The organism is Streptomyces sp. NBC_00299, assembly GCF_036173045.1.
In the GTDB taxonomy this organism is placed as follows: Bacteria; Actinomycetota; Actinomycetes; order Streptomycetales; family Streptomycetaceae; genus Streptomyces; species Streptomyces machairae.
In genome coordinates this window covers 3,943,039-3,956,257 of the sequence record NZ_CP108039.1, presented here as the reverse complement: position 1 = coordinate 3,956,257, position 13,219 = coordinate 3,943,039, and the positions used below count along the sequence as shown (strand labels likewise).

Genomic DNA, 13,219 nt, shown 5'->3' with positions numbered 1-13,219 from the left:
TGACGATTTGTCGACCTGGTGACGCCCGACTTGGGCCAGCAAAAGGGACATGAGGTGCATCGGTAGCGGAGGGCTTGCGCACCATCGGGAGGGCCGTGCGAGTATCGGACGCCTGTTCAGCGGTGCGCCGCGCTCCGCTCGTCCGTACCGCGTCGCAGCGACTCGCTGCTCATCACGCGTACTTCGTTCCACCGCACGGGAGGACTCCCCGTCTTGACTTGGCCGGCCATGTTGCCCGGTGCCGCTCTGCGTGTCCTGCGCGGTGCGGCTGGGTGGCGTGCGCTGCAGCTGGTCCTGCTGGTGGGCGGCGTCCTCGCGGTCGGGCTCGTCTGCGGAGAGCGGGCGTATGCGGCCGAGGGGGTGTCGGTCGGGACGGCCACGTCGTCGTCCTCTGGCTCGGCACCCTCCGCCGTCGTCGGGGCTACGGCTCAGTCGCCCGAGGGTGAGCGGATCCGGACGTCGACGAGGGGCGCGGTCGGGCGGTTGGTGAGCGACCTGGCGGAGGCGGGAGCGCGCGCCGTGGCCGACCCGGCAACGCAGGAGCCTCCGGCGGGTCCACAGCTCCCGGCGCCTTCGCCGTTCTCCCCGACTGCCCAGCCCCCGACTGCCAGTGGCCCGGGGCCCCAGACTCCGGCTCCGGCTCACGGTGCCCCCGCTCCCAATGCGCCAACTCCCGGCGCCCAGATACCCCCCGGCCATGCTCCCCACGGCCAGGGCAGTGCCGGCCAGGTTCGCGGCCAGGTCAGTGCCGGCCAGGCCAACACCGGCCACGCCACCCCCGCCATCCCGCGCCCCGCCGACGACCAGGTCCTCCCTCCCGTGGCCGAGCGTGTCATCCAGGGCGTGGCGCAGGCGAAAGTGCCGCCGTTGGCGTCGCTCCCGGCACTGCCCGCTCTGCCGACGGCGCCCGAGTCGTCGGCGTGGCCGAGTTGGCCCAGCCGGCCGGGACTGGAGTTCCCTGAATTCCCGCGTCCAGAGCTTCCCGGCGCCTGCCTTCCCGGCCTCCCCGACGCCCCGGGGCTCCCCGGTTTTCCCGCCGTGCCCGGGCAGACGTTGCCCGCGCCCGGCGCCGAGACGCCCCACCCAGTCGCGGAGGTGCCCGGGTCCGTTGACGGGCGGGGTGATGCGCGGCGTACCGGCAAGGACACCGGCAAGGGCGTGGTCGTCGACTACGGCCCCCAGTTCGTCGCTGATGTCGCCGCGGCCCACTCCTCGGTGTCCAGCGGTGGTGCACGCACGACCGCGCCTTCCCGTTATGCCCCCGTTACTCAGGCGCCGGTCGATCACCCGGGTGGTGTCCTGGGGAACCGTTCGGCGGGGGACAACAACTCGTCGCGGCACGGAGACGCGCACGCCGTCTCGCTGAACGGGCGGGCGCCGCTGCGGTTGGTGCCCGGCGCCGCCGCCCGCGTCGAGGCGGACGAGATCCAGGACAGGCACCGGGACATTCCGGTTTCCCCCGCTTAGGGCAGTAGCCCGGCCCGTCCGTCCGGAGACCCCCTGCAATTCTCCGATGTCCCTCTGGACATCGGGACATCGCTGGACCTTCCCGGACGGAAGCCGCCGGAGCCGTACCCGGTACCGCTGGTTCGCAACTCTCCGGAACTCCCCGGACTGCGACCGGAGCCGGTGCCGCTATGTCCCCATTCCGTCCGAAGTCCCGGAGTTCCTTGGATCTCCGATCCTCCGGGGCCTTCGGAGCCCAAGATCTAGGGATCCGACGTACGTATGAACAAGAACATTCGCCGTTCGATCGTCATAGCCGCCGGTGTCACCGGCGCGTGGGCGCTCGGTTCGGCCGCCGCCAGCGCGGACGAGCTGCACGCCTCCACTCTCTCCGTACCGGACACGACCACCGACGCGACCGACGCGACCGACGCGGCTGAGGCCGCCGACAGCGCCGACGCCCCCGGGCTGCTCAGCGCGGTCACCGGCACCGTCGACGGCGTCGTCTCCGACGTGACCACCACCGTCACCAGCGCCACCAACGCCACCCGCGGCGCGACCAGCGCGGTCGGTGAAACCGCCAGGACCGCGCCCGCGACCACGGGCGGCGCAGAGAAGGCCACCAGGGGCACCGCCACCACCGCCACCACCGCCACCAACGCCACGAAGGCCAAGGCAAGGACCGCCACCGACGTCATCCAGGGCGCCAAGGCCGCCCGCGCGGACAAGGCGGCAGTACGGGCCGCCGCGCAGGCCGAGGCCAATGTCTCCGCGACCGCCGCCGCTGCCGTCACCGACCTCAGGAACGCACCCGCGGACACCCCGCAGCTCCCCGGCACCCCCGGCGCCCCCGGCACGATCGACTACCTCTTCGGCCCCCTCGCCGCCTTCGCCCCCGAGCTGGAGCAGGTGCTCGCCGCCACCCAGACGAAGCTGCAGGGCGCGGGCCGCACAGGGGCGGGCGCGCGAGACGTCGCCCGGGCCGCCGCAGCCGAAGTCCAGGGCAGGGCCACGGGGACGGCAACGGCCGCGCAGGCCACCGCCACCGGCCGGGCCACCGCCGTCATGGGCGCAGTCGAGGCCTCCGTCGCCGCTGTTCCGAGCCACGTCACCGGGACGGTCGACGGCACGGTCGGCGGCGTCGAGCAACGGGTCGTCGGCACGGTCAGTGCCGTCCCCGGCACGGTCACCCCGGTCGTCAACCAGACCGCCTACGCGGTCGTCCCGCCGATCGCGACGCAGGCCGTGAACGGTGTGCTGCCCGTCGCCGGCCAGGCGGCCGAAGGCGTCGTCCCGACCGCCGAGCACGCCATCTCCGGCGCCGTCCCCACCGCCACCCGCACCGCGGCCGGGGTGACTCCGGTCGCCACGAACGCCGTCGACAGCGTCCAGTCGGTGGCCGGCGGCGCGGTGACCGGCGTGCGGCCGGTCGTCGGGCAGGCCGTGGACGGCGTCGTCCCCGTCGCCCACGGCGCCGTGGCCGGGGTCAACCGGACCGCCGGGCACACCGTCGACGCCGCGACCGCGCTGGCGTACGGCGTCGTCGCCGACGTGCAGCCCGTGGCCGGGCAGGCCGTCGCGGGCGTCCAGCCGGTCGCCGCCGATGCCGTGCAGGGGGCCCGGCCGGTCGTCGGCGGGGTCGTCCAGGGCGTGCAGCCGACGGCCCACGGCGTGCTCGGCGACGTCCAGCACCTCGCCCACGGCACGGTCGGCGACGTCCGGCCCATCGCCTCCGGCGCCGTCGCCGACGCGCAGCCGGTCGTGTGGGGTGCCGCCACGGACGTACCCGCGTACGCCACCGGTCTCGTCGGCCAGGTCACCGCGGACGTCACCGGTGCCGTCCTGTCGCCCGCCGCCGGCACCGCCGTGCATGGCGTCGTGCCGGTCGCCGGGCAGGCCGTAGCGGATGCGGGCGGGCTGGCCTACGGCGTGGTCGGCGATGTCCGGCCGTTCGCGGGCGGTGTCGTCGGCGAGGTCGACCCGCTCGTGCACGGGGTGGTGGCCGGGCAGGCCCTGCCCCTCGCCGAGGGCGTCACGGAGGAGGTGCCGCCGTTCGCGTACGGCGTCACCGGTGCCGTGCGGCCCGTCGTCGACACCGTCGTGGACACCGCCCGGCCGGTCGTGCGGGGCGTCGGCGGCAGCGCCACGACGCTGGCATACGGCGTGGCCGGCGACGTCCACCCCTTCGCCGGCGGTGTCGTCGGCGAGGTCGGCCCCTTCGTGCACGGCGTCGCCGGGCAGGCCGCGCCCTTCGCCGAGGACCTGACCGGCACGGTCCGCGACTCGGCGGGCCCGCTGGCCGGCAACGCCGCGGCCGGTGTGCAGCAGGTCGGCCGGTCGGTCACGCCGGACTACGCGCAGGACCTCCAGCGCGATCTGCGGAACGAGGTCCGGCACGACCTCCCCCAGGGCGGTGCGTCCCGCATCTGACGCACCGCTCTCCACCGACTCCGCGGGGCAGACGACCAGGACGGCCGAAAGCCGTCGGCTGTACCGACCGGAACCCCGCGGACGGGCCGGGTGATCCCCATTGGGGTGGGGATCACCCGGCCAGAGCCCACCGGGGCGGCCCATTCGTGCCCCTACGGGCGGTTCAAGGGACCTCACCGGGTCAACCCCAACCCGGTGAGGTCCTTCCGTCTCGCCTTCCGAGTGCCTCACAGTCGGCACGCCGTGCCAGTGATCCCCGCTGATCGCGGCATCATGTGACAGGTATCACCGCTCAGGTGTGACCCTCGATTTAGGGGCCTCCTTCAAGCAGAGATAACCTGCGAGACGGACATGCCGCGCGCTCGGACACCGTGTGCGCCTCCCTTGTGACAGCGGACGTCACGTTGCCCTTCGCGGCACGCCCACGCATCCAACGAACCGCGAGATCACTGATAGGGACGGAAGCGCGTGGACCTGTTCGAGTACCAGGCGAGGGACCTCTTCGCCAAGCACGATGTACCGGTGCTGGCCGGTGAAGTCATCGACACGCCTGAGGCGGCCCGCGCAGCCACCGAGCGGCTCGGTGGCAAGTCCGTCGTCAAGGCCCAGGTGAAGGTCGGCGGCCGCGGCAAGGCCGGTGGCGTGAAGCTCGCCGCCACCGCGGACGAGGCCGTCGCCCGCGCGACGGACATCCTCGGCATGGACATCAAGGGCCACACGGTCCACAAGGTGATGATCGCCGAGACGGCCCCGGAGATCCTGGAGGAGTACTACGTCTCCTTCCTCCTCGACCGTGCCAACCGCACCTTCCTCTCCATCGCCTCCGTCGAGGGCGGCATGGAGATCGAGGAGGTGGCGGCCACCCGCCCGGAGGCCGTCGCCAAGATCGCCATCGACGCCATCGACGGCGTGGACGAGGCCAAGGCCCGCGAGATCGTCGAGGCTGCCAAGTTCCCGGCCGAGGTCGCGGACAAGGTCGTCAACGTCCTGATCACGCTGTGGGACACCTTCATCAAGTCGGACGCCCTCCTCGTCGAGGTCAACCCGCTTGCGAAGGTCGCCTCCGGTGACGTCATCGCCCTGGACGGCAAGGTGTCGCTCGACGAGAACGCCGAGTTCCGTCACGACTGGGACGAGCTGCACGACAAGGACGCGGCCAACCCGCTCGAGGCCGCCGCCAAGGAGAAGAACCTCAACTACGTCAAGCTCGACGGTGAGGTCGGCATCATCGGCAACGGCGCGGGTCTCGTCATGAGCACCCTGGACGTCGTCGCGTACGCCGGTGAGAAGCACGGCAACGTCAAGCCGGCCAACTTCCTGGACATCGGCGGTGGCGCCTCCGCCCAGGTCATGGCCAACGGTCTGGAGATCATCCTCGGCGACCCGGACGTCAAGTCCGTCTTCGTCAACGTCTTCGGTGGCATCACCGCCTGTGACGAGGTCGCCAACGGCATCGTCCAGGCCCTGCAGCTCCTCGAGGACCGCGGCGAGAACGTCTCGAAGCCGCTCGTCGTCCGCCTCGACGGCAACAACGCCGAGCTCGGCCGGCAGATCCTCACCGACGCCAACCACCCGCTGGTGCAGCGCGTCGACACCATGGACGGCGCGGCCGACAAGGCCGCCGAACTGGCTCACGCCGCCAAGTAAGCACTCAGGACGAGGACACAACACACCATGGCTATCTGGCTCAACAAGGACAGCAAGGTCATCGTCCAGGGCATGACCGGCGCCACGGGCATGAAGCACACCAAGCTCATGCTCGGTGACGGCACCGAGGTCGTGGGCGGCGTGAACCCGCGCAAGGCGGGTCAGACCGTGGACTTCGACGGCACCGAGGTACCCGTCTTCGGGACCGTCAAGGAGGCCATCGAGAAGACCGGCGCCAACGTCTCCGTCATCTTCGTGCCGGAGAAGTTCACCAAGGACGCCGTAGTCGAGGCCATCGACGCCGAGATCCCGCTGGCCGTCGTCATCACCGAGGGCATCGCCGTGCACGACTCGGCGTCCTTCTGGGCGTACGCCGGCAAGAAGGGCAACAAGACCCGGATCATCGGCCCGAACTGCCCCGGCATCATCACTCCGGGTCAGTCGAACGTCGGCATCATCCCGGGCGACATCACCAAGCCGGGCCGTATCGGCCTGGTCTCGAAGTCCGGCACGCTGACGTACCAGATGATGTACGAGCTGCGTGACATCGGCTTCTCGACCGCCGTCGGCATCGGTGGCGACCCGATCATCGGCACCACGCACATCGACGCGCTCGCCGCGTTCGAGGCCGACGCCGACACCGACCTGATCGTCATGATCGGCGAGATCGGCGGCGACGCCGAGGAGCGGGCCGCGGACTTCATCGCGAAGAACGTCACCAAGCCGGTCGTCGGCTACGTCGCGGGCTTCACCGCCCCCGAGGGCAAGACCATGGGTCACGCCGGCGCGATCGTCTCCGGTTCGTCCGGTACGGCGCAGGCGAAGAAGGAGGCCCTGGAGGCCGCGGGCGTCAAGGTCGGCAAGACGCCGACCGAGACGGCGAAGCTGGCTCGCGAGATCCTCGGCGGCTGACCTTCACAGGCGCCCAGCGCATCATCCGGTGGGCCCGTCCCCTGCGTGGGGGCGGGCCCACCTGCGTTTTCGGCAGCTCACTGCGGCTGCGGTGCGAGCCTCTCCGGGCCGTGCTGCATCTTCGCCCTGAGCTTCGCGCGCAGCTTCTGCTCCTTCTCCGACAGCGGACCCGGCGCCACCCTCGGCGGTACGCCGAGCACTGTCTCCCCGGGCGGCACCGGCGGCTCGTACTGGGTCGGGGCGGTGCGCAGGGTCAGGGCCGTCGTGCCGATGAGGGCCACGGTGAACGCGATCGCCGCACGGGTCCAGAAGCGGGCCCGGCGTTCGCTGCCGTCGCGTACCACCGCCGGTTTGGCCGCGCGCAGACGCTCCGTGGAGGCGAGTTCGACCAGGCGGTGGTGGAGCTCGGTGGGGTCGGACAGGTCCGGGAGGCGGGCGGCCACCGCGGCGCGGGCGTTGAGGAGACGGTTCGCGGTCGCCGGTGTGGTCGCCTCCGTCTCCGCCGCCGTCTCGGGCAGGTCGAGGCCGACACCGTCGTACAGGAGCAGCGCGCGGCGCTGGGGCGGGGTGAGTTCGAGGAGCACGTTCAGCAAGGCGCGGTCGGATGCGTCCGACGGCGGGGGCTCGGGGTGCCGGTAGCGCGGGCGGAACCGGTGCCAGGGGGAGAGCGCGAAGTCGTACGCCGTCGCCCGCACCCAGCCCGCCGGGTCCGGGTCGCAGGCCACCTCGGGCCAGCGCTGCCAGGCGAGTTCGAAGGCCCGCTCGACCGACTCGCGCGCGAGTTCGCGGCGCCCGGTGAGCAGGTAGGTCTGCCGTACGAGGGCCGGGGCGCAGAAGGCGTAGAGCGCGTCGAAGGCCTGGGCGGGGGAGAGGGGGCGTTCGGGCCGGGCTTCGGGGGGCGGTGCCGGATCCTCGACGGGGACGGCTGCCGGTCCGACAGTCCGTACGGCTGTCTCGGCGCGCTCGCGGGCACCCTGACCTACCGTCATGTCGCGCCCTCCCGTTGCTTCCTGAGGCTCTGTCTCTTCCGGTGACTTCTTCGCCGTGATCTCCGCCGTGCTCTCTGCCGTGATCTCCGCTGTCATCTGTGCCGTCTGCTCCGCGAGCGAGACGAGCAGGTGCGCGTACGCCTCCCTCCTCCGGCCGCGTGGTGTCGTACGGCCGTTCTCCCAATCGCGTACTGTCTCGCGGCTGACGCCGACCCGTGCCGCGACCTGAGCCTGCGTCAATGAAGCGGCCTCGCGCAGGCGTCGGCGTTCCTTGGGCGGGGGAAGCGGGGGAACGGGGCTCTGCGTCACAGTACGCCCCTTCGTGCGAAAAAGTACATAAACGTATATTGAGCGACACTTCGGAAGTTCGCCTGTTACGACGGGAAAGCGCGTGTCGTTGGGAGCATGGCGGGCGTGAACGAGATGACCGCTCGGCGAACGCCCCTGGCGTCCCTGCTCACTCGGCTGCGCTACCGCACGCCCGGACTCGGCGCGAGCCTTCTCGGCGGCGCGGTCGCGGCGGGGCTGGGGCTCGGTGTGATCTCCGTGGTGGTGATGGTGCTGTGGGTCAGTTCGCCGTATCCGGACAAGGGGCCGGGGGGCGCTTTGCAGGTCGCCGCCCTGCTGTGGCTGCTGGCGCACGGTGCCGAACTGGTCCGCACCGACACCCTCTCCGGTCTCCCCGCACCGGTGGGTGTCACGCCCTTGCTGATGCTCATGCTTCCGGTGTGGCTGGTGTACCGGGCGGCGCGGGACGCGGCGGCGGACGGCGGTGACGGGGCGCCGCTCGTGTCGGGGCCTACGGCGTGGGCGGGTGTCGTGCTCGGGTACCTCGGGGTCGGGGTGGCGGCCGCGGTGTACGCGGCGGGCGGTGAGCTGCGGCCCTCGTGGTGGTGGACCGGTGTGTGCGTGCCCCTTCTCGCGATGGCGGCGGCGGGGGTGGGCGTGTGGACGGCGTGCGAACGGCGGCCCGAGGCGGCCGACGGTGTGCTGGGCGTGATGCCGACACGGGTACGGCGGCTGGTTCCCGACGCGGAGGCGCCTGCCCGTCTCGGCGCGGCGGCCCGGGCGGCCGGGGCCGGTGCGGGGGCGCTCGTCGCGGGTGGGGCGTTGCTGGTGGGCGTCTCGCTGGTGTGGCACGGCGCCGCGGCGCGGGGGTCGTTTCTGCAGTTGACGGAGGGCTGGTCGGGACGGCTCGCGGTGCTGTTGCTGTGCGTGGCGCTGGTGCCGAACGCGGCGGTGTGGGCGGCGGCGTATGCCCTCGGGCCGGGGTTCGTGCTCGGGACGGGGCATGTGGTGGGGCCGCTGTCCGCGGCGCCGGCGCCGTTGCTGCCGCCGCTTCCGCTGCTGGCGGCGGTGCCGGACCCGGGGGTCGGGGGGCCCGTGCAGTGGGGGGTCGGGGTGGTGCCGGTTGTGGCGGGGGTGGTCGTGGGGTGGTTCGCGGCGGGGTGGGGTGGTGGCGGGCTTGCAGCGCGGTCGGAGAGCGGGCACATGCCCGCCGTGGCCTGGGCTCCCGGGCGGACCGCCGGCGTTGCCCTGCTGGCGGCCGTGTTCTGCGCGGTCGTGGTCGCCGAGCTGGCCGAGCTGTCGGGTGGGCCGCTGGGGCGGGGGGCGCTTGCGGAGTTCGGGCCGGTGTGGTGGCAGGTGGGGGCGGCGGTGTTGGGGTGGGTGTCGGTGGTGGCGGTTCCGGTGGCTGTGGTGGTGCGGGGGTGGCGGTGCCACATGGGGCGGCGGGCGGAGCGGCGGCTTGGCGAGACGGAGGGGGCTTGGATCGGTCGGCCTCGTGCGGAGGCGGCGACGGGGGAGGCCCTGGGGCGGTCGGCCTTCGTGCAGGAAGGGCCGTTCACGGCGTTGGGGCAGGACCAGGAGGGACGGGGCGCGGGGCCTGACGAGGACGGGGGTTACGGGGGTGATGGGCAGGGGGTTCCGTACGGGGCGTACGACCATGACACGACGTTCGAGCCGGAGGACTTTTCGCCTGTCGAGGTGCCGTCCGCGGAGGGGGCGGAGCCTGAGCCTGAGCTTGATCTGGAGTCCGCGGGGTCGGAATCGGCGCCCTCGCCCTGGGGTGACGATGACTCGCGTGAGGCTCGTTGGGCGGCGATGAAGGACGTGGCGGATCCGCCGGAGGGGCCGGCATCGCAGTGAGGGCCGAGAAGGTTCTCGCCCCCGCCGCTCCTACCCTTCCCGTCCTTGAAGGGGCGCCGCCCCTTCGACCCCGGCCCTGGGGGCCTGCGGCCCCCAGACCCCCGCTGTCGGCCTGAACGGCCTCGTCCTCAAACGCCGGACGGGCTGATTTTGCCTGGACCGGCGTCGACTGGCACCGCGGGCATGCGCGCCGCAGCCCCCTGCGGGTGGGTGGGGTTTAGGGATGGCGCAGTCCTCGTCGTCACGCGCTGGACGGGCTGAATGTGCCTGGAGCGGCGTCAAGGAGCAGCAGCCGCGGTCCTCAGTCCCCCGTCCCCAGAATCCCCCGCAGCTCCTCCGGCAAATGCTCGTTGCACGACTGCTTCGCCGCGGTCGTCAGGGCGTCGTTCGTGCAGGTGTAGTAGTCGCTGTAGACCATCTGGGCCGTGAAGCCGGCGGCGACCACTGCGATGGCGAGGGAGGCTGTGACCAGGCCGCTTACTGCTGCTGTGGTCTGGGGGCGGCCGGTGGGGCGAGAGGGCGCCGGGGTGTTCGGGTCGGGGGTGCGGGGTTTGGCTCGGAGGCTGCTGATGCCCCAGTAGAGGGCCAGGGCGCCCAGGAGCAGGGCGACGTACGGCCAGCTGAAGAGGGCGAAGAAGAAGGCCCACATGCCGGACAGCAGTGCGAAGCGAGCGCGGCGCTGGACGGGGTCGGTCGGGTCCCAGCGCAGGTTGGGGCCGGGCCCGGGGCCGCCGGGGCCGTCCTGGCCGCGTCGGGAGTTGTCGCCGAAGCCGTCGGGGGAGCGGCCCGGCTGGCGGTCGCTCCACTGGTTGCCCCAGGGGGAGCGGCCTCGGCCCTCGTCGGAGTCCTGGGAGTCGTCCTCGCCCGACGGGCGGCGGCGTGGCTGCCACGGGCGGTCCGGGGTGCCCTCCGGCGGCGGCGCGAAGGGGTTGTCGTCCTTCCCCTGGCCGCTGCCCCGCTCGTCGCCGTTCTGCCCGCCCGAAGGCGCGTCGGGCGGTGAGGCGGGGCGCTCCCGCAGCAGCACGCCGCTGTGCTCCCCTCCCTGCACCGGGTGCGGGGGGAACGTGAGGAGTCGCAGACTGCGGTCCGGCATCAAGTGAGCGTCTTCCCCTAGGTGATAAGGCTGGCTGTTCTGAGCTGTCACACGAGGAACGCACCGCACGACGACCGCGTTCCCGAGCCCGCTCGCCCCAGACGCTACCTTCCGGCCACGCCCCCGTCCCGTGGGGGCCTTCCGGTGTGCCGGTATCGTTGCTGACGGTCGGCTGCTTCGTAGACTTCCCCGTATCCCGGGGCGCGATGCATTCGTATGAACGTACAGGTGAGAGACGTACGGGCGCGAACGTACATGCCGTCGGCCGCTGAAGAACGCACCCCCGAGAAAGGGCCCCACCGTGGCCGCCAAGCCCGTGGCCAAGCGCCTCGTCGTGCTGGTCTCCGGATCAGGCACCAATCTGCAGGCGCTGCTCGACGAGATCGCCGCCGTCGGTTCCGAGGCGTACGGCGCGCAGATCGTGGCCGTGGGCGCCGACCGCGACAACATCGAGGGGCTCGCCCGGGCCGAGCGCGCGGGGCTGCCCACCTTCGTGCGGAGGGTCAAGGATCACGGCAGCCGGGAGGAGTGGGACGCGGCGCTCGCCGAGGCCGTATCCGCCCACGAGCCCGATCTCGTCGTCTCCGCCGGGTTCATGAAGATCGTGGGGAAGGAGTTCCTCGCGCGCTTCGGCGGGCGGTTCGTCAACACCCACCCCGCGCTCCTGCCCAGTTTTCCCGGCGCCCACGGCGTTCGCGACGCCCTCGCGTACGGCGCCCGGGTCACCGGCTGCACCGTCCACTTCGTCGACGACGGCGTCGACACCGGGCCGATCATCGCTCAGGGCGTGGTCGAGATCCGGGACGAGGACGACGAGAGCGCTCTGCACGAGCGCATCAAGGAAGTCGAGCGAAGGCTGCTCGTCGAGGTCGTGGGGCGCCTCGCCCGCAACGGCTATCGCATTGAGGGACGAAAGGTAGTTATCCAGTGACCGCCGAGAGCAACAAGCGGGCCATTCGACGGGCGCTCGTCAGCGTCTACGACAAGACCGGTCTGGAAGACCTCGCGCGCGGCCTGCACGAGGCGGGCGTCGAACTCGTCTCCACCGGCTCCACCGCCGCGAAGATCGCCGCGGCCGGAGTCCCCGTCACCAAGGTCGAGCAGCTCACCGGCTTCCCCGAGTGCCTGGACGGCCGCGTCAAGACGCTGCACCCGCGCGTGCACGCCGGCATCCTCGCCGACCTCCGGCTGGAGAGCCACCGGCAGCAGCTCGACGAGCTGGGCGTGGCGCCGTTCGACCTCGTCGTCGTCAACCTCTACCCGTTCCGCGAGACCGTCGCCTCCGGGGCCACGCCCGACGAGTGCGTCGAGCAGATCGACATCGGCGGCCCGTCGATGGTGCGCGCCGCCGCCAAGAACCACCCGTCCGTCGCGGTCGTCACCAGCCCCGCCCGTTACGCCGACGTCCTCGCGGCCGTCCGCGACGGCGGCTTCGACCTCACCACCCGCAAGCGGCTCGCGGCCGAGGCCTTCCAGCACACGGCGGCGTACGACGTGGCGGTGGCTTCGTGGTTCGCCTCCTCCTACGCCCCCGTTGACGACTCCCAGTTCCCCGACTTCCTCGGCGCCACCTGGGAGCGCGAGAACACCCTGCGCTACGGCGAGAACCCGCACCAGCCGGCGGCCCTGTACGTCGACGGCAGCGGGAGCGGTCTCGCGCAGGCCGAGCAGCTGCACGGCAAGGAGATGTCGTACAACAACTACACGGACACGGACGCCGCCCGCCGTGCCGCGTACGACCACGCCGAGCCCTGCGTCGCGATCATCAAGCACGCCAACCCGTGCGGCATCGCGGTCGGCGCTGACGTCGCCGAGGCGCACCGCAAGGCACACGCGTGTGACCCGCTGTCGGCGTTCGGCGGTGTGATCGCCGTCAACCGTCCGGTCAGCAAGGAGATGGCGGAGCAGGTCGCCGAGATCTTCACCGAGGTCATCGTCGCGCCGGACTACGAGGAGGGGGCCCTGGAGGCCCTCGCCAAGAAGAAGAACATCCGGGTGCTGCGCGCCCCCGACGGCCCGACGAACGACGTCGAGGTCAAGGCCATCGACGGTGGCGTCCTCCTCCAGGTCACCGACCGCCTCCAGGCCGACGGCGACGACCCCGCCAACTGGACCCTGGCGACGGGCGATGCGCTCAGCGCCGAGGATCTGGCCGAACTCGCCTTCGCCTGGAAGGCCTGCCGGGCCGTGAAGTCCAACGCCATCCTGCTCGCCAAGGACGGCGCGTCCGTGGGCGTGGGCATGGGGCAGGTCAACCGCGTCGACTCCGCGAAGCTGGCCGTCGAGCGTGCCGGCGCCGAGCGCGCGCAGGGGGCGTACGCCGCGTCCGACGCGTTCTTCCCGTTCCCCGACGGCCTGGAGATCCTGACCGAGGCCGGCGTGAAGGCCGTGGTTCAGCCCGGCGGTTCCGTCCGTGACGAGCTGGTCGTCGAGGCCGCGCAGAAGGCCGGCATCACGATGTACTTCACGGGGACGCGGCACTTCTTCCACTGAGCCGGTATGAGTGAGGGGCGGGCCGTATCTGCGGCCCGCCCCTCACCCGCGTCGATCGCCA

At 72.2% G+C, this 13,219-nt stretch carries 9 protein-coding genes; 7 read left to right on the top strand and 2 right to left on the bottom strand.

Features of this window, described 5'->3' with window-relative positions; translation table 11 throughout:
- The first annotated feature begins 213 nt into the window (after nt 1-213).
- The 4 genes from OHT51_RS17125 (at nt 214) to sucD (ending at nt 6,435) form a co-directional block, all read left to right on the top strand.
- Nucleotides 214-1,467 (top strand): hypothetical protein, encoded by a 1,254-nt coding sequence (locus tag OHT51_RS17125; protein WP_328879825.1) that lies wholly within the window; start codon nt 214-216, stop codon nt 1,465-1,467.
- A gap of 261 nt (nt 1,468-1,728) precedes the next feature.
- The gene (locus OHT51_RS17120; RefSeq protein ID WP_328879824.1) at nt 1,729-3,876 is read left to right on the top strand and encodes a hypothetical protein; all 2,148 of its coding nucleotides are present in this window, start codon (nt 1,729-1,731) and stop codon (nt 3,874-3,876) included.
- A 468-nt stretch (nt 3,877-4,344) separates the two neighbouring features.
- The gene (gene sucC / locus OHT51_RS17115; RefSeq protein ID WP_328879823.1) at nt 4,345-5,523 is read left to right on the top strand and encodes an ADP-forming succinate--CoA ligase subunit beta; all 1,179 of its coding nucleotides are present in this window, start codon (nt 4,345-4,347) and stop codon (nt 5,521-5,523) included.
- A 27-nt stretch (nt 5,524-5,550) separates the two neighbouring features.
- Complete coding sequence (sucD, locus tag OHT51_RS17110; RefSeq protein WP_328879822.1) at nt 5,551-6,435, top strand: succinate--CoA ligase subunit alpha; 885 nt, start codon at nt 5,551-5,553, stop codon at nt 6,433-6,435.
- 77 nt (nt 6,436-6,512) lie between these two features.
- On the opposite strand, the gene OHT51_RS17105 is transcribed toward sucD, so the two are convergent.
- Nucleotides 6,513-7,733, bottom strand: a complete 1,221-nt coding sequence (locus OHT51_RS17105; protein ID WP_328879821.1) for a helix-turn-helix domain-containing protein — start codon at nt 7,731-7,733, stop codon at nt 6,513-6,515.
- 96 nt (nt 7,734-7,829) lie between these two features.
- Between OHT51_RS17105 and OHT51_RS17100 the strand changes: the two genes are divergently transcribed.
- Nucleotides 7,830-9,572 carry a cell division protein PerM gene (locus tag OHT51_RS17100; protein WP_328879820.1) on the top strand — a complete coding sequence of 581 codons (1,743 nt, stop codon included), beginning with the start codon at nt 7,830-7,832 and terminating at the stop codon, nt 9,570-9,572.
- Nucleotides 9,573-9,873: 301 nt separating this feature from the next.
- Here OHT51_RS17100 and OHT51_RS17095 read toward each other — a convergent pair whose 3' ends face one another.
- Nucleotides 9,874-10,665 (bottom strand): hypothetical protein, encoded by a 792-nt coding sequence (locus OHT51_RS17095; RefSeq protein WP_328879819.1) that lies wholly within the window; start codon nt 10,663-10,665, stop codon nt 9,874-9,876.
- 301 nt (nt 10,666-10,966) lie between these two features.
- Here OHT51_RS17095 and purN point away from each other — a divergent pair, with 301 nt between their 5' ends.
- Together purN and purH are read left to right on the top strand one after the other, a co-directional pair.
- Nucleotides 10,967-11,596, top strand: a complete 630-nt coding sequence (gene purN / locus OHT51_RS17090; RefSeq protein WP_328879818.1) for a phosphoribosylglycinamide formyltransferase — start codon at nt 10,967-10,969, stop codon at nt 11,594-11,596.
- Entirely contained in the window at nt 11,593-13,158 is a 1,566-nt protein-coding gene (gene purH / locus OHT51_RS17085; protein WP_328879817.1) for a bifunctional phosphoribosylaminoimidazolecarboxamide formyltransferase/IMP cyclohydrolase, read from the top strand. Before purN ends, purH begins: the two co-directional genes overlap by 4 nt.
- Nucleotides 13,159-13,219 lie beyond the last annotated feature (61 nt).